A 17,469-nucleotide genomic window follows, 5' to 3' on the forward strand; every position below is an offset into this window, starting at 1 on the left:
TTTTATTATTTGACATCTATTTGTAAAAACCAACCTATGTTCAAAAGCGTTTTAAGCCTCGTGATTTTTTGTCTCTGTTTTTTTAAATTATCTGCTCAAACGACAGATTTAGCAGTAGTTGTAGAGGCTCAAAACCTGAGTGGTACCGATGTTTCTCAGGTTCAAATCTACCAAGAATTTCAGTACATAGTTACAATTATAAATTCTGGAAATGCGGTAAGTAATGCTACTTTTTCTTTAAACCTTAATGATGACGTTGTTGTTAACTCTTATGTTTCGCAAAACAATTTAGGAGGTGCAAGTGATGCCGAAAATTTCAACCTTGAACTCAATAACGTCCTCACAGGAAGTGTTGCTAGTTTACCCAATAACTCTAGCGTTGAAATACGAATTAATGTTAATGCGCCTACAGATATTGGAGGAATTGCTTTTGATGCATTAGTCTCTCCTCCATCAGGCACTACCGACACCAATACATCAAACAACCAGTCTATAATTTCTATTGATGTTATTGACATCCCTATTGATTTTTCGGTAGTATATTCTCAAATAAGTCCTGCTGAAGGAACAGGAATTAGCGCCTGGAACGATACTGTAACTTATGAATTTACAATCACCAATAATAGTAGTGTTTCTTACCCTTTATATGGAATAACTGGGTTTATGACATTGCAATCTCCTTTTGAATATGGTCAACCAGTTGTACAATTACAATCTATAGAATGTGTTGGCTCAACCAACGGAACAGAGTGTCCAGATCTCTCTACTGTAAATGGTCCATTAACTGTTGTAAATACAACGTCAGCTATTTTTAGTTATGGCACACCTCATGTGTTTACTTCAGGCGGTTCAATAACTTTTCAGGTTGTTTATCAATTTCTACAACCTAGTTGTGCTTTTGATCCACAGCAAATAATTGTAGATAGTTATATTAATATTGAGCTAAACCACGTTAATGAATCTTCGGATAGTTCTAATTTAGTTCAAACTAGTTTATTGACTGCGGAATTATGTAATGTGACTGATATTTGTATTGATACTATTCAAACAAATCCTGATGTTTCTACCATTGTTGATTGGGGAGAAGAAGTCACCTTTGAAACTACAGTTTGTAATAATGGACCTCTTGACGCTCCTATTGTTTTCTTTCTACAAAACCTATCTACTACAGTAACTTGGGATATAATAAGCATAACCTGTTTAGGCACAACAGGAGATGTAACATGTGATGATTTTACTATTACTGATATGGATACGTTGTGGGCTAGTGATACGTTTACTATGCCTGTTGGAGCAACCATTACTATTGAAACAACAGTAATTTTCCTAGAACCAGAGTGCTCAACAAGTACACAAAATACACTTGCTCATGTAAGAAGCGGAACCAACATTATGCAAAGTCAGCTTTTTGATTCAAATATTGAAAATAGCGCTCAAAGCGATTTTGTTACATTACCTCCTACTGCATCTTGTCCTGCATCTGATATACAAGTTATAAAAACACAAATTGCACCAGAATTACCTGAAGGTGGAGACGTTAACAATACTACAGATTGGGGACCAATCACTTATGAAATAACCGTTACAAATGCTGGTGATGTAGACACTTTTATCGAGCTTTCAGATTATATGACTTTAGCTGGAAGCATACCTGTTTCTGCTAGTTTACTTTCTGTTGAATGTGTTTCAACAACTGGTACTGCTGAATGTTTAACTATTACAAACGCAAACATAGATGTGGTTTTTGATGGTGAACCAGAAGATGGTGAGTTTGATGAATTTTGGGGAATTACCGTTGAAGACAATTGGGAATTACCTGCGCAAAGTTCTGTAACATTTCAAGCAACTGTAAATTGGCAACCTGGTTGTTCAAGCGCTGCTATTCCTGTTATAAATAATGTTACAGCAAATCATATTGGCGATGATATTATTGATGCAAGTCCTTCAAATAACAGTTCTCAAGTAACTTCATATTTAGCACCTTGTGTAGATTTAATTGTACAAACATTTCCTGAGTTTACTCAAGTTACAGTTAACCAGCCTTTTGATTGGATAATTGACATAAGTAATAGCACAACAAGCTCTAACGCTACAAACATATTTTTTGAAGATATATTAGACGCTAACTTTACAGTTGTTGGAACTCCAACATGTAGCGTTACTGCTGGTACTGCTACTTGCATGAGTGGCTTTTCGGTAACCGGAAATACTATTTCGGGTGTGATTCCTAATATGGAATCTGGTTCAACTGTTAGAATACGAATTCCTGTTACTGCACCAAGTTTTGGTGGAGCTTTTAACAATACAGCCGAAGCAACTCCAGATATTGCTGAAAATAATGAGTTAACTCCTGAAACAAATATTTCAATAAGCAACGTTCAAGTTATTGCTCCTACTTTAACTAAAGCGTTTGATCCTGATACTATTTTTGAAGGTCAAGAAAGTACTTTAACTTTTACAGTTTACAATATTGCTTCAAACCCTTCGCAAACCAACATTTCATTTACCGATAATTTACCCGCTGGTGTAGTACTTTCTGGAGAAGCCTATTGGGTTGAAGACAATGGTTGTACATCAACATTTACAGGAACAAGTGGAGACACCTTTGTAGGCGTAACTAACCTAACCTTTCCTGAAGGTGTTGCAAGCTGTACTTTTGCAGTTTCGGTGACATCTAGTAGCATTGGCACTCACATTAATGACAGTTCTAACTTTAGCGACCAAAACAATATTGACACTTCGCAAACCTATGCTGAGTTAACGGTTTTACAAGACACTACTGATGTAGATATTGAAATTTTAAAATCTGTTTCGCCAGAAGAAGTTTCTATTGGTGAAGAGGTGATTTTTACAATTACCGCAAGTAACCTAGGTCAAACTACAGCTACACTTATTGAGGTTATTGACAATTTACCTAGTGGTTATGAGTACATATCTTCAACTGTTTCTGAAGGCGTTTTTGATGCATCAAGCTTTACTTGGTCAATTGCTTCACTTACTTCAGGTCAATTAGAAACATTAACGATTACTGCTCGTGTTTTATCCTCTGAAAACCTATTAAACATTGCTTTATTGGGCACAGTAAATGAAACTGATAGGGACGACACAAACAATAGCGATAATGCCGAAGTTGCTGTAAACAATTGCTTAGAAATACCTCAAGGAATTTCTCCTAACAATGATTCTTCAAATGACTTTTTAGTAATTCCTTGTATTGAAGATTATCCAGAAAACCGAATTAAGATTTTTAATCGTTTAGGTGTTCAAATTTATCAAAGTGATAACTACAGAAATAATTGGGATGGGAAGCCTAATATGGGATTCCCAGAAACTTCTAGCTTATTACCTGTTGGCACATATTATTATATACTAGAAATACCAGAACTACAAAAACCTATTATGGGTTGGTTGTACTTAAATTATTAATCAAACTTACTTTCAATAATTTCCATGAAGCGTTCTTCGTAATCCTCTTTTCCTTCCCATTGGTTGTAATCAGGTTTTACGATATTTTGAATTAAATGACTCGCTTCTTGAAAAGAGCTTGATGTATTTATTTGAGAAAGCACTCTGTCGTAATCTTCATTTTTACCATCAAACAAATGCTTGATAAATGCAATTTTATCATTTAAACCAATAGTAATTCCTCCTCGCTTAAGCTTATCGTTAAGCGACTTCTTTATGTCTTGTTTAGCTTCGGCAACAGGTTCAAAAATTGGCATCTCTTTAAAATCAGCTGTTAACTCTTCTAAATCGTTTTTATGATAATTAGTTTTAGGAATCGCTTTTTCAAACACTTCGTCAATTTGTTGGGTTTCTTCAGGCATTTGGGCAACAATATCCTTAATCTTTTCCATTACTGGCTCCATAATGCCATCGTCTTCAACATCATCAAGGTTTATGTAAATTTTGTCTTCAACCTCAATATTGTCACTTACTTTATTATTGAAAGCAACATCCAACATTCCAAAAAACGACGAGTCTCCACCTATAGTTGGCATATCATCTTCAAAGTTTTCTTGGGCAAACTTTAAAACGGTAAGTTTTTCATACAGAGCAGATACTTCAGCATGCATTTTATCAACATCTTCTCTTCCTTTTAGTTTAAGAATTCGATGCGCAATGCTAATTAATTCTGATTCCAATTTCTTCTTCATAACTTTTAAAATTTAATCCAAATTATACTTTTGATTTTTAATAAATTTACGCCACCTTTATGCAAACGGGAATTTTCCCTGTTTTAGTGTTAAAATTACAAAATGTTTCTCGAAAATACAGTAAATCATAAAGAACAATTTGGATGGATTGAAGTTATTTGCGGTTCAATGTTCTCGGGTAAAACCGAAGAATTGATTCGCAGATTAAAACGAGCTCAATTTGCAAGACAAAAAGTAGAAATTTTTAAACCTGCAATTGACATACGTTATGACGATGAAAAAGTTGTGTCGCACGACTCTAACGAAATTCGCTCAACTCCTGTTCCTGCTGCTGCCAACATTCCTATTTTGGCTGATGGTTGTGATGTTGTAGGTATTGATGAGGCTCAATTTTTTGATGATGAAATTGTAAGGGTTTGCAACGACCTAGCAAACAAAGGTATTCGAGTTATTGTAGCAGGTTTAGATATGGATTTTAAAGGTAATCCTTTTGGTCCAATGCCTTATTTAATGGCAACTGCAGAATATGTTACAAAAGTACACGCTATATGCACAAAAACAGGAAATCTGGCTCAGTACAGCTATAGAAAATCTAAAAATGATAATCTTGTATTATTAGGTGAAGTTGAAGAATACGAACCTTTAAGTAGAGCTGCTTTTTATAAAACCATGTTGCGTGATAAGGTAAGAAACATGAAGGTTAATGATCCTGAGGATCTTTCTAATAAACCACAAGACGACAATGCCTAAAGTTCAAGAAACTACGCTTGAGATTAACTTAAAATCTTTAGAGCACAATTATAATTACCTTACTTCCAAAACCTCAGAAAACACTAAGTTTCTTGCTGTTGTTAAGGCTTTTGGATACGGAAGTGATCCTGGTAGAATTGCATTAAAACTTCAAGATTTAAATGCTGATTATTTTGCGGTAGCTTATGTACAAGAAGGTATAACATTACGAGATGCTGGTGTCACCAAGCCTATTTTGGTGCTTCATCCTCAACCTACAAATTTTAAAACAATTATTGAACGCTGTTTAGAACCAAGTATATATAGCTTTAAAGTTTTAAAAGCATTTATTGCTGAAGCTGAAAAAGAAAAGCAGCAGCAATATCCTATTCATATTAAATTTAATACAGGTTTAAATAGATTAGGTTTTAATGAGAATGACAGCAAAGAGATTATTGACACCTTAAACAAAACTAATGCTGTTAAAGTGAAATCTATTTTTTCGCATATGGCAGCTAGTGAAGATTTAAACGAAAAAGAATTTACGCTATCTCAAATACAAAGTTTTAAAAACATCATATCCGTTTTTGAAAACAATCTAGGTTATTCTGTTTTAAAACACATGTGCAATACTTCTGGTATTTTAAATTACCCTGAAGCACATTTTGATATGGTTAGAAGTGGTATTGGCTTGTATGGTTTTGGTAATTCAGCTGAACAAAACAAAAACTTAAAACCCATTGCAAGTTTAAAATCTGTAATCTCACAAATTCATCATATTAATAAAGGAGAAAGCCTTGGTTACAATAGAGGTTTTGTTGCTAAAAACCCAGTTAAAACCGCAACAATACCTGTTGGGCATGCTGATGGTATTGGAAGACAATATGGTAAAGGTAAAGGGTTTGTTACCATAAACAATCAACGTGCATACATACTTGGTAATGTGTGTATGGACATGATTATGGTAGATGTTACAACTATTGACTGCGAAGAAGGAGATGAGGTTATTGTATTTGATAATACATATACTGCTGAAACGCTAGCTTCCTCGGCAAGTACCATTTCCTACGAAATTTTAACTGCTATATCCCAACGCATCAAAAGAACTTTTATTGATTAACTCAATGTGTTGTAATAATTTTTTAGTTATTTTAGTAACATACTAACTATAAAACAATTTATTATGCTTAAAGAATTTAAAGAATTCGCAATGAAGGGTAACTTGGTAGATATTGCTGTTGCCTTTGTAATGGGTGCTGCTTTTAACAAAGTAGTAAGTTCGTTTACAGGCGGAATTGTTTCTCCCTTAATTGGATTAATTTTCAAATCAGACTTTAAAGACCAAAAATGGATTATTACCGAAGGCACCTTAAATGATGCTGGTGAAACCGTTGGTGAAGTTGCTGTACTATGGGGAGATTTCTTAACCAACGTTATCGACTTTGTAATTGTTGCTTTTGTAATGTTTATGGTTATAAAAGGAGTTAACAAAATGAAGAAGAAAGAAGAACCTGCTCCAGCAGCTCCTGCAGGACCATCAGATAATGAGTTATTAGCAGAAATTAGAGACTTATTAAAAAAGTAGTTTCTTGTTAATAATTTAACAATTGAAAATTTATTGTTAAAAAGCCTTTGTTGATGAAAAAACGAAGGCTTTTTTCGTTCAATACAAAGGAATTAATACTTAGCTTTGTTAACTTAACTTATAAAAGCATTAAAAAATGAAAGTAGCTGTAGTTGGTGCAACTGGTATGGTAGGAGAAGTAATGTTAAATGTTCTTAGCGAGCGCAACTTCCCTTTAACCGAACTTATTCCTGTAGCTTCAGAACGTTCTGTAGGAAAATCGGTTTTGTTTAATGGTAAAAACTATACTGTTGTTGGACTAAAAGATGCTGTTGCAATGCGTCCTGATATTGCTTTATTTTCTGCTGGTGGAGGAACCTCATTAGAATGGGCTCCAAAATTTGCTGAAGTAGGAACAACTGTTATTGATAATTCTTCGGCATGGAGAATGGATCTAGACAAAAAACTGGTGGTTCCTGAAATTAATGCTAACACACTTACAAAAACCGATAAGATTATAGCTAACCCTAACTGCTCTACAATTCAAATGGTTTTAGCGTTGGCTCCTCTTCATAAAAAATATAAAATAAAACGTATTGTAGTTTCTACTTACCAATCCGTTTCTGGAACAGGAGTGAAAGCTGTAAAACAACTAGAAAATGAAATGGCAGGAGTAGAAGGAGAAATGGCTTATCCATATCAAATCCACCGAAATGCCATTCCACATTGCGATGTATTTGAAGAAAACGGTTATACAAAAGAAGAGATGAAACTCGTAAGAGAAACTCAAAAAATTCTTGATGATAGAACTATTGCTGTCACTGCTACTGCTGTAAGAATACCTACAGCTGGAGGTCACAGTGAAGCAGTTAATGTGGAGTTTGAAAATGATTTTGACCTAAAAGAAGTTCGAAATATTTTAGAAAACACTGATGGTGTTGTGGTTCAAGATGATTTACAAAACAACTCTTACCCAATGGCAATAAATGCACACGGTAAAGACGATGTTTTTGTTGGAAGAATAAGACGAGATGGCTCACAACCCAATTCCTTAAACCTTTGGATTGTAAGCGATAACCTTCGTAAGGGAGCAGCTACAAATACAGTTCAAATAGCTGAGTACTTGATTAAAGAAAATTTAATATAAAAAATAGCATTTTAACTCAAATAAACAGTAAAAACGTGTAGTACAACTAATTAATTCTATTTGCTTTATGCGAATAGTTATCTTAGGTGTCCAAATTTTACTGTAAATGCTAAAAAATTACTTACAGCGTATCGGTCTGATTATGTTGGTTTTGGTACAATTCTCATGTGCCAAAGACGACCATTACATTTCTTTACCTCAAGACGAAGATCCTATTGAAACGTCTCCAGTGATTTTTGACATTGAGTCTGTTCCTTATCAAACACTTTCTGAATATAATTTCTTTGAAGGAGACTTATCAAACCTAAACCCTGTTTATGGTGTTTTACCTTATGATTTAATTTCTCCACTATTTTCAGATTATGCTCACAAAAAACGATTTGTTTGGATGCCTGAAGATGTAAGTGCTAGCTATGTTAATGACCATTCTGTTCTTAACTTTCCTGTAGGAACAATTCTCATCAAAAACTTCTATTTTGATACTGTTTCTCCTGGTTCTCAAACCAAAATTCTAGAAACAAGATTAATGATTTTAAAGGAAGATGGTTGGGTGTTTGCAAATTATAAATGGAACGAAGAACAAACTGAAGCCAACTTTGATTTAAACGGAAGTTTTGAAGCTTTCAGTTTTACTGAAAACAATATTGAAAGAAATGTAAATTATCGTATTCCTGCAGAAGCAGAATGTTTAACCTGTCATAAATCATCTAGTGACACTTCAATTCCAATAGGCCCTAAACCACAAAACTTAAACAAAAGTTTTTTATATGAAGATGGTACAAAAAACCAACTTCAAAAATGGATTGAAATGGGTTATTTAACAGGAAGTGTTCCTCAAAACATCTACTCTGTTGTTGACTGGAGTGATGAAAGCGAGCCTCTAGAGCTTCGTGTTAGATCTTATCTAGACATTAATTGTGCGCATTGCCATTCAGACGATAGACACTGCGATTATAGACCTGTAAGATTTGCTTTTAATGAATCAGAAGATATTACCAACCTAGGCGTTTGTGTTGAACCTCATACAGTTATTGATCCTGCGTTAACTTATATTGTAAGCCCAGGAAACATACAACGCTCTGTAATACCAACAAGATTAAATACAACAGAGGAATCCTTGAGAATGCCTCTATTAGGAAGAACACTAATACACAAAGAAGGTGTTGACTTAATAGAAGAATGGATAAACTCGCTAAATACTATATGTGAATAATAATACTACTTATATAACTTAATTATGAAACCTATAATAATATCAATCTTTGCCTTTTTTGTTACTGTTTCAGTAAACGCTCAAAGTTATAACTCATGTACTGATGCGTTTAATGCCTCAACAATTACTGCCGGAACTTACTCTGTAGGAACAATAGATGGCGATGAGCCAAGTGATTTTTGTATAACAGGTAGTAGCTCAAGTGTTACTGCTGCTGAGTGGGTTAAATATGTGCCAACTGCTGATTATTCAATTACGGTGAGCTCTGACCTTCCTGTTAATGGAAATAAAGATACTCGCTTACACATTTACACAGGAACCTGTGGAAGCTTAACTTGTGTTGGTGGTGATGATGATTCAGGTACATTTACAGGAACAAATACTGGTTCGTATTTATCTGTGTTAACAGTAGAGGTAACTGCAAATCAAACGTACTACATTGTTTGGGACAACAAGTATACAGATAGTAATGACTTTGACTTTGAATTAACCGAAAATCCTCCAACTCCTCCTGTTCCTGTTACATTTACAACTCAGGCTTCTGGAATGTCTGGTTCTTACAAAAGAGGTATGGTAGATATGAATGGAGATTTTCTAGACGATTTAGTTGCCGTTAATACCGATTCAACTTACGTTTCAGGATATGATATTGAAGGTGACCCTATTTACACAACTGTTGAAAAACCTTATATCTTTATTCGTTATCAATTAGCAGGAGGAGCATTTCAAAAAACCAAAATAGTTACTTCTTATCCTGATTATAAACCGTCTTGGAGTTTAGCTGCAGGAGATTGGGACGCTAATGGGTACAATGATCTTTTATATGGTGGGAACTCTGGTGTAACATTCATGAAAGCTAACTCAACAGGAACTGCATATACCGAAATCTCTGGTCCTGAATATGTTTTTTCACAACGTTCAAACTTTGTTGATATTAATAATGATGGTCATTTAGATGCATTTGTTTGTCATGACACGGCTCCTAGTGTATCCTATATTAATGATGGTTCTAATAATCTCATCTATGAAAACACTAATGGATTAGGAGATTATGCTTCGGGTGGAAACTATGGTTCTATTTGGGTCGATTATGATAACGACAGAGATATAGATATGTTTATGGCTAAATGTGGCGGTAGTACCGAAAGAAGAACAAACCAATTATATAGAAACAATGGAAATGGAACTTACACTGAAGTAGGAACTGTAGCTGGTTTAGACGATATAATGCAAACTTGGTCTTCGGCTTGGGGTGATTTTGATAACGATGGAGATATGGATATTTACATTGGCTCAAGTACTGCAAACGACCATAAAATAATGCGCAACAATAATGATGGTACTTTTACTGATGTTACTGCAGGATCAGGTATAAGTAGCGCTAATCAAGGAATAGAGTGTGTTGCAGGTGATTTTGATAATGATGGGTATTTAGATGTGCTTTCAAATGGATCTATTTTGTTTGGTGATGGCACATTAAAGTTTAATGTATATAGTGGTCCTCCTAGTGGCTCAATTGGTGATATAAACAATGATGGTTTCTTAGATGTCTTTACTAATAGCGTTTATGTAAATGATGGTAACAGTAATAACTGGATAAAAATTATTACCATTGGAGATCAAGCTGGTGGTTATAGTAATATTAATGGTATTGGAGCTAGAGTAGAAATTAATTCTGCTTTAGGAACTCAAATTAGAGATGTTCAAAGCGGAACTGGTTTTAGGCACATGAGTACATTAAATACACATTTTGGTATTGGTACAGATAGCTCTATAAACTATATAAGAATTTATTGGCCATCAGGAATTATCGATCAAGTTAACAACCCTTCAATTAACGGAAGTATTACAATTGTAGAAGGAGCTAATACATTAGGGCTAGAAGATTCAATGGTTAATGATTTAATTCTTTATCCAAACCCAACTAAAGATATTTTAAACTTAGGAAGAATAGACAATTTAGCAGATGCTTTTTACACCATTTTTGATATTACTGGCAAACGTGTAGTAAATGCTAAACTTAGCCAAAACTCTATTGATGTTTCACATTTAAATTCAGGAAACTATATTTTAAGAGTAGTATATGGCGCATCAATTAAAACCCAAAAATTTATCAAATACTAAACTATTTAACAATAAACACATCATATCTTAAAAGCTTTTAGCTTTAAGTAGATATATTTCTTATATTAGGCTTCTTTTCTTACTTATGTTGAAAAAAGCTCTGTTATTAGGAATATTACTTGTTTGCTTTTCTTGTGGTTCAGACGATAATTATGTTTCAAGAGAAATTGAAACAAGTCTTGATACTGCTTCAACTCAAGAGTCTGTTTCTGTTCAAATAGCTATTTTTGAAAACGATGGTTATATTCCCGAACAAGGTTTTTTAACAATAACTACTGCTTCTAATGGTTTTGTGGAAATTTTAAACAATAACACGCAAACTATTTTAGATGACCTTGTGGTTTACACTCCAAGTCCAAACTTTACTGGTCAAGACACCTTTACTTACACCGTTTGTGAAAATGAAAACTCTTCAATCTGTGTTACTGAAACTGTATCTATTACTGTGACTTCAACCTCAACCGTGAGCTTCAATCTTAACGAAATACCTTATCAAAACTTATCGGAGTATGGGTTTTTTACTGGGACTTTAAAAAACTTAAATCCTAGCTCAGGTGTTGTTCCTTACGATCTTAGTTCTCCTCTTTTTAGTGATTATGCTCATAAAAAACGTTTTTTATGGATGCCTAATAATGTTTCAGCTCAATATGTTAATGATCACAGTCCTTTCGATTTTCCTGTTGGTACAGTACTGATTAAAAATTTTTATTACGAAAATGTTCAACCAACAAATACAACCGTACTTATTGAAACCCGATTAATGTACATGACTGATGAAGGTTGGGATTTTGCAAAGTATGTTTGGAATGATGAACAAACCGAAGCGACTTTTACAGATGATGGCAGCTTTAAAAGTATCGAGTGGATAGAAAACTCACAACTTAAAACGGTTAATTACCGAATACCCTCCAAAAATGAATGTTTTACTTGCCATAACAAATTTGGAACTCCACTTCCTATTGGTCCTAAACCGCAAAATATAAATAAAGAATACAATTACTCCGAAGGTTTAAAAAATCAATTAAACAAGTGGATTGAGGTTGGTTACCTAGAAAACACCATACCTTCCAACATCGTATCAACTGTTAACTGGGAAGATGAGTCGCTTCCTTTAGAAATTAGAGCTAGGTCATACATTGATATAAACTGTGCGCATTGTCACTCAGACGAGAGTTATTGTGAGTACAGGTCAATGCGTTTTGCTTTTAACGAAAACGACAACCAAGAAAACATGGGTGTTTGTGTTGATGCTGATACGCAAGTCGAAGGGCTAACAACAATAGTAACACCAAACAACTTTAACGAATCCATACTACACTTTAGAATTAATTCTGTGCAAGATCAATATAGAATGCCTTTACTGGGTAGAACTTTAAAACATGTTGAAGGCGTTAGATTAATAGAAGAATGGATAAACTCCTTAAATACAGATTGCCAATAAATTAAAACTAATCATGATATGAAAAAAATTACTCTAGTTTTATTTTTAATTTCGAGCTGCTTAAGTGCTCAAGTTTTAAATCAACCAGCCAATTGGCCAAATACCAACTGGACACTATCAGGAACCTATGATAGTAATCCATTAATTTTTGTAGAAAACCCAACAGTAGACTCATCAACATTTTCATTTGATGAAGACGAAGCTGGGGATAACTCAATAAACAATATTGCTGCTGTTTCTCCAGTAATTAATCTAACCAATGCTTATAATGCAGGTGAAACATGGATACTAGTAGATGCAAATTATGTTATAAGTATTTATCAAGATGAATCTTTAAGTTTAGAGTATTGGGATGATGACGCTTCAAGTTGGATTAGTTGGGGAACTCCTATTACTTCTAATTCATCTGGTGCGCCAAACAGCAATTTTTGTGGTGGCCCACCTGAAGCCTTAAATGCAGGTCATTTAAACATTTCAGCTTTTACTGCCAACCAACTAGCAAACTTTCAATATCGAATTCATTATAATGATAATGGTTCTTGGGGTTGGGGATTTTGTCTTACCTCACCAACCATTTATTCTCAAATGCCTCCTGCTTGTCCTAATATAACTAACCTTAGTGTGAGCAACGTTTCTTATGATTCTGCTGATATTTTCTGGCAAGCTGGTGATGTAGAATCATCTTGGGAAATAGTCATTCAATTGGTGGGAACAGGAGTGCCAACGGGATCAGGAGAAAGCACAACTTTTAATAATCCTTATGAGGCTAATAGCTTATTAGACAATACAACTTATGAAGTTTATGTTAGAGGAAATTGTGGAGGTGGAGATTATAGCAATTGGATAGGTCCTGTTAACTTTACTACACCTGTATTATCTAGAGTTAACTTTACTCAAGACCCAATAGATGTTGCCTCTGGTTACGATTTAACTGTTGTAGACATGAACAATGACTTCTTAGACGATATCGTTTCTGTATCAAATACTAATGTAAATATTCATTACCAATTAAGTACTGGAGGTTTTAATGAAGCTAATTTACCGACACCTGAAGCAGACTTTATGCCTGGGTGGAGTATGGCAGCAGCAGACTTTGATGCTAATGGATATACAGACCTAGTTTATGGAAACACATTTGGAGTTACTTTTATGAAGGCAAATGATACAGGTACTGCTTTTACTGAAATCTCTGGTCCTGAAGACGTGTTTTCTCAACGCACAAACTTTGTTGACATCAATAATGATGGGCATCTCGACGCTTTTGTTTGTCATGATGTTGCTCCTAACGTTTTCTATATTAACGATGGAAATGGCAACCTAACATTTAACCAAGGTGGATTAGGCGATTATTCATCTGGTGGTAATTATGGCTCTATCTGGATTGATTATGATAACGATAGAGATATTGATATGTTTATTGCTAAATGCGGAGGAGAAGTTGCAAGAAGAACCAATCAAATGTTAACCAATAATGGAGATGGTACTTTTACTGAAAACGCTACTGCCTTAGGACTTGACGACCCAATGCAGACATGGTCTTCAACTTGGGGAGATTATGATAACGATGGAGACATGGATGTGTTTGTTGGTGCAAGTTCAGGAAGTCACAAGTTAATGAGAAATAATGGTAATGGTACTTTTACCGATGTAACTTCTGGAGCAGGTGTAAGTACTGCTCCTACTGGTCATGAAAACGTAAGTTATGATTTTGACAATGATGGTTTTTTAGACATTGCTTGTAATGGTACAATTATGTATGGAAAAGGAGACCTCACATTTGAAGATATAGATAATGCGCAATTGAGTTACGCCAACGGATCGTTTGGAGACTTAAACAATGATGGCTTCATCGATGCTTACTACAACGAAACAATATACTGGAACAATACAACACCTAACAACTGGATAACAATTAATACTGTAGGTACAGTTAGCAATATTCATGGTATTGGAGCCAGAGTTGAAATTCATACAGATTCAGGTACTCAAATAAGAGACGTAAGAAGTGGTGAAGGTTTTAAATACATGAGTACACTTAATACTCACTTTGGTTTAGGCTCTCAAACAAGTATTAATAATATTACTATTTATTGGCCTTCTGGCATTATAGATATTGTTGAAAACCCAACAATAAATACTAGTGTAGTTGTTGTTGAAGGAGAAACTCTTGGGTTGGACGATACGCTAACAGATAACTTAATTATCTACCCTAACCCTACAAAAGACTTTTTGAATATTTCTCTTCCTGCTGATAACCTTGAAAGTGCTATTTACACTATTTTCGATTTTACAGGTAAACGTGTTAGCAATGCTAAATTAGATGCTTCAATCATAGATGTATCCTACTTAAGTGCAGGAAATTATGTTTTAAGAATCATTTCTGGAAATTCAATTAAAACTCAAAAATTTATAAAACAGTAATATACTTTTTATATAAAATTTCTAAAATCGCTCAAGTGACTGAGCGATTTTTTTATGGTACTTTTGCAGCATGCTAAGCGTAAAGAACATTTCATTTAAATACAGTAAAGATTTTATACTTAAAGATATTGACTTCACAGTTAAAAAAGGAGAGCACATCTCAATTATTGGTGAAAGCGGTTCAGGTAAATCAACACTGCTGAAGCTTATTTACGGAGAATTGGATTGCACCAAAGGACAGCTGTTTTGGAATACTACCGAAATTTTAGGCCCTAAGTATAATCTTGTTGTTGGCTATCCCTTTATGAAATATGTATCGCAAGAATTCGATTTAATGCCTTTTACTTCTGTTGAAGAAAATATAGGCGCATTCCTATCTAATTTTTTCCCTGAAGAGAAAAAAGAGCGTGTTAATGAACTTCTTGAAGTAGTTGAATTAAATGACTTTGCCAAAACTAAAGTAAAACTGCTTAGTGGAGGTCAAAAACAACGTGTAGCTTTAGCTAGAGCTATTGCAAAACAACCTGAAATATTGTTGCTAGATGAACCTTTTAGCCATATTGATAATTTTAAAAAACAAAGTCTAAGACGAAATCTTTTTAACTATTTAAAAGCAAAAAACATTGCTTGCGTTGTTGCCACACATGATAAAGAAGACGTCTTAGGATATGCTGATCGAATTTTAGTCTTAAACGATTCAAAAATTGTTGCAAACAACACACCTGAAGCTCTTTTTAAAAATCCTAAAGAACCTTTAATTGCTTCTTTTTTTGGAGAGTTTAATACTATTGGTGGTCAAATTATCTACGCACATCAATTAAAAGTGGTTGAAAACTCTAAGCTGAATGTTACCGTAAAACAGTCTTACTTTAAGGGAACACATGTTTTAATTGAAGCTATATACAATGGAAGTTCGGTATTTTTTAACCACCATACTATACTAGAAAAAGGAGCAAACGTGTGTTTAGAAGTTGTCACTCAACCTTAGTGATTTTAAAGGTTTTATCTCTAAAAACAACCTCATCACCTATCCTTTTCCCTGTTAGTTTTTGACCTATTGGTGTTTGTGGAGAAATTGCAAAAAACGCTATTCCGTTAATACGTATTTGACCAGCACTTATTGCTATAAAATAATTTAAATCGCTAGTGTAAACAACACTTCCTAAGGTAATTTTTAAAGTTGTACTTAAAGGATTTACTTTAAAAAGAACCTCTTTTAAAGCTTCAGCATCTCTAAGTTGTTCACCTGCTTTTTCTCGCTCTAACTGAATCATAGCGCGACCTGTTTCGTGCTTATCTCCTGCACTACTTTTGGTTTCAGAAAGTAATGATTGTTGAATTTCTTCTATGTTACGCTTGATAGCTTCAATTCTGTTTTCAACAAAATTTAAACACTGACTGTATAGTTCTTGCTTGATATTCACTTAAATTAACTCTGATAATTCTTTACCTATACTACTACCTATTGCAACTCCCATACCTCCTAAACGCACACCACAAAATACATTATTGGACACTTGTTTAACAATAGCTTTCTTTTGATTACCAACTCCCATAATACCACTCCATCTATGTTCAATTTCAAAAGGTGTATGAGGTAAAATGGTGGTTTTTAATAACAGCTCTAGTTGGTCTTGAATTAGTTTGGTTTGATTAAATACTGTTGTTTCTTCGCCTTTAAAATCAAGATGTCTACCGCCTCCAAAAAGGATTCTATTATCAATATTTCTGAAATAATAATAGCCTTTATCTAAATGAAACGTTCCTTTTATGGGTAAGTTTTCAATGGGTTTTGTAATTAAAACCTGGGCTCTTGCTGGTTTTACATCTTCATCTAATAATTGAGACGCAAAACCATTTGTGGCTATTATTAGCTTTTTGGTTTTAAACTCAAATGCATTGGTTTTTAGATGAACCGAAGCAGTTGCTTCCTCAAATGCTTCTAGTGTAAGGTTGTTAAGTATTTTAATGCCTTTATGCAACACTTTTTCTAGTAAAGCTTCCATCATTAAACCAGTGTCTATTTGACCTTCAAAGGGATTAAAAACGTACTTGTCTTTGATGTTTTTAAACTTAAAGTCGTTACCTCTTAAACCAAATACATCAGCCTTAAAAATAGGGTTTAACAAGCTGTTTACTGATTCTCGCTTGGACAAACAATCTTCATATAATTCATGGTCTGTTTCAGAGAAAAGCTCATAACCACCCAATTGCTGATAATCTATCGCTTTATCAGATAAGTTTTCTCGCAATAACCGTAATCCTTCAATACGTTTTTTTACAAGGTTTACAACCTCTTCTTCTGTATGTGTGTTTAAATCATCTAGAATTTCGCTTAAGCTACCAAAACAAGAAAATCCTGCATTTTTAGTACTTGCGCCTTGAGGTAAAATCCCTTTTTCTAAAATTAAAATTTTAGCTTTTGGGTATTTATTTTTTAAGTGTAGTGCACAGTTTAAACCAACAATACCACTACCAACAATAGTAAAATCGATAGTGCTTAACCATGTTTTTATTTCCCAGTAACTAAAATTCAAAAAGACGAAAGGTTTATTACTGTAAATGTACTTATTTTTTAGTAGTATTTTTGACTTGTGTTAAGGATAGAAACGGCATCCTTTTTTTTGAGGGACGAAGAAAAAAGATATAGTGAATAGCCTGACTTTTGCACAT

Annotated in this window: 13 protein-coding genes; 10 read left to right on the forward strand and 3 right to left on the reverse strand. The window is 34.1% G+C overall.

The annotated features are described in order from the left end of the window. Positions 1 to 60: 60 nt before the first annotated feature. Entirely contained in the window at positions 61 to 3,426 is a 3,366-nt protein-coding gene (locus A8975_RS00440) for a gliding motility-associated C-terminal domain-containing protein (protein ID WP_166667425.1), read from the forward strand. Here the strand turns inward: A8975_RS00440 and A8975_RS00445 are convergent. Then, the gene (locus tag A8975_RS00445) at positions 3,423 to 4,157 is read right to left on the reverse strand and encodes a hypothetical protein (protein WP_129759850.1); all 735 of its coding nucleotides are present in this window, start codon (positions 4,155 to 4,157) and stop codon (positions 3,423 to 3,425) included. The genes A8975_RS00440 and A8975_RS00445 overlap by 4 nt on opposite strands. Before the next feature lie 102 nt (positions 4,158 to 4,259). On the opposite strand from A8975_RS00445, the gene A8975_RS00450 reads away from it, so the two are divergent. From A8975_RS00450 to A8975_RS00490, 9 genes are all read left to right on the forward strand, one after another. Beyond that, entirely contained in the window at positions 4,260 to 4,907 is a 648-nt protein-coding gene (locus tag A8975_RS00450; RefSeq protein ID WP_129759849.1) for a thymidine kinase, read from the forward strand. Next, complete coding sequence (gene alr / locus A8975_RS00455; RefSeq protein ID WP_134198297.1) at positions 4,900 to 6,006, forward strand: alanine racemase; 1,107 nt, start codon at positions 4,900 to 4,902, stop codon at positions 6,004 to 6,006. Before A8975_RS00450 ends, alr begins: the two co-directional genes overlap by 8 nt. A 63-nt stretch (positions 6,007 to 6,069) precedes the next feature. Beyond that, positions 6,070 to 6,471, forward strand: coding sequence for a large-conductance mechanosensitive channel protein MscL (gene mscL, locus A8975_RS00460; protein WP_129759847.1), 402 nt, complete (start codon positions 6,070 to 6,072; stop codon positions 6,469 to 6,471). A 136-nt stretch (positions 6,472 to 6,607) separates the two neighbouring features. Beyond that, the gene (locus A8975_RS00465) at positions 6,608 to 7,597 is read left to right on the forward strand and encodes an aspartate-semialdehyde dehydrogenase (protein ID WP_131506437.1); all 990 of its coding nucleotides are present in this window, start codon (positions 6,608 to 6,610) and stop codon (positions 7,595 to 7,597) included. A 106-nt stretch (positions 7,598 to 7,703) separates the two neighbouring features. Beyond that, a complete protein-coding gene (locus tag A8975_RS00470) occupies positions 7,704 to 8,810 on the forward strand; it encodes a hypothetical protein (RefSeq protein ID WP_134198298.1) in 1,107 nt (368 codons plus the stop codon). Between the two features lie 24 nt (positions 8,811 to 8,834). After that, on the forward strand, positions 8,835 to 10,934 hold the full coding sequence (locus A8975_RS00475) for an FG-GAP-like repeat-containing protein (RefSeq protein WP_134198299.1): 2,100 nt from the start codon (positions 8,835 to 8,837) through the stop codon (positions 10,932 to 10,934). Between the two features lie 85 nt (positions 10,935 to 11,019). Then, the gene (locus A8975_RS00480; RefSeq protein ID WP_134198300.1) at positions 11,020 to 12,375 is read left to right on the forward strand and encodes an Ig-like domain-containing protein; all 1,356 of its coding nucleotides are present in this window, start codon (positions 11,020 to 11,022) and stop codon (positions 12,373 to 12,375) included. An 18-nt stretch (positions 12,376 to 12,393) separates the two neighbouring features. Next, entirely contained in the window at positions 12,394 to 14,796 is a 2,403-nt protein-coding gene (locus A8975_RS00485; protein ID WP_134198301.1) for an FG-GAP-like repeat-containing protein, read from the forward strand. A 70-nt stretch (positions 14,797 to 14,866) separates the two neighbouring features. Next, entirely contained in the window at positions 14,867 to 15,784 is a 918-nt protein-coding gene (locus tag A8975_RS00490) for an ABC transporter ATP-binding protein (protein ID WP_134198302.1), read from the forward strand. Here A8975_RS00490 and A8975_RS00495 read toward each other — a convergent pair. Continuing rightward, positions 15,771 to 16,220 carry a GreA/GreB family elongation factor gene (locus A8975_RS00495; protein WP_134198303.1) on the reverse strand — a complete coding sequence of 150 codons (450 nt, stop codon included), beginning with the start codon at positions 16,218 to 16,220 and terminating at the stop codon, positions 15,771 to 15,773. The genes A8975_RS00490 and A8975_RS00495 overlap by 14 nt on opposite strands. Continuing rightward, entirely contained in the window at positions 16,221 to 17,333 is a 1,113-nt protein-coding gene (locus tag A8975_RS00500; RefSeq protein ID WP_134198304.1) for an NAD(P)/FAD-dependent oxidoreductase, read from the reverse strand. Positions 17,334 to 17,469 lie beyond the last annotated feature (136 nt).

This window comes from Meridianimaribacter flavus (genome assembly GCF_004366715.1).
In the GTDB taxonomy this organism is placed as follows: domain Bacteria; phylum Bacteroidota; class Bacteroidia; order Flavobacteriales; family Flavobacteriaceae; genus Gaetbulibacter_B; species Gaetbulibacter_B jejuensis.

Coding starts and splice junctions, on each gene's coding strand:
- A8975_RS00475 (WP_134198299.1), top strand. CDS start 8,835: ATGAAACCTATAATAATATCAATCTTTGCCTTTTTTGTTACTGTTTCA.
- mscL (WP_129759847.1), top strand. CDS start 6,070: ATGCTTAAAGAATTTAAAGAATTCGCAATGAAGGGTAACTTGGTAGAT.
- alr (WP_134198297.1), top strand. CDS start 4,900: ATGCCTAAAGTTCAAGAAACTACGCTTGAGATTAACTTAAAATCTTTA.
- A8975_RS00450 (WP_129759849.1), top strand. CDS start 4,260: ATGTTTCTCGAAAATACAGTAAATCATAAAGAACAATTTGGATGGATT.
- A8975_RS00480 (WP_134198300.1), top strand. CDS start 11,020: ATGTTGAAAAAAGCTCTGTTATTAGGAATATTACTTGTTTGCTTTTCT.
- A8975_RS00445 (WP_129759850.1), bottom strand. CDS start 4,157: ATGAAGAAGAAATTGGAATCAGAATTAATTAGCATTGCGCATCGAATT.
- A8975_RS00465 (WP_131506437.1), top strand. CDS start 6,608: ATGAAAGTAGCTGTAGTTGGTGCAACTGGTATGGTAGGAGAAGTAATG.
- A8975_RS00485 (WP_134198301.1), top strand. CDS start 12,394: ATGAAAAAAATTACTCTAGTTTTATTTTTAATTTCGAGCTGCTTAAGT.
- A8975_RS00470 (WP_134198298.1), top strand. CDS start 7,704: ATGCTAAAAAATTACTTACAGCGTATCGGTCTGATTATGTTGGTTTTG.
- A8975_RS00490 (WP_134198302.1), top strand. CDS start 14,867: ATGCTAAGCGTAAAGAACATTTCATTTAAATACAGTAAAGATTTTATA.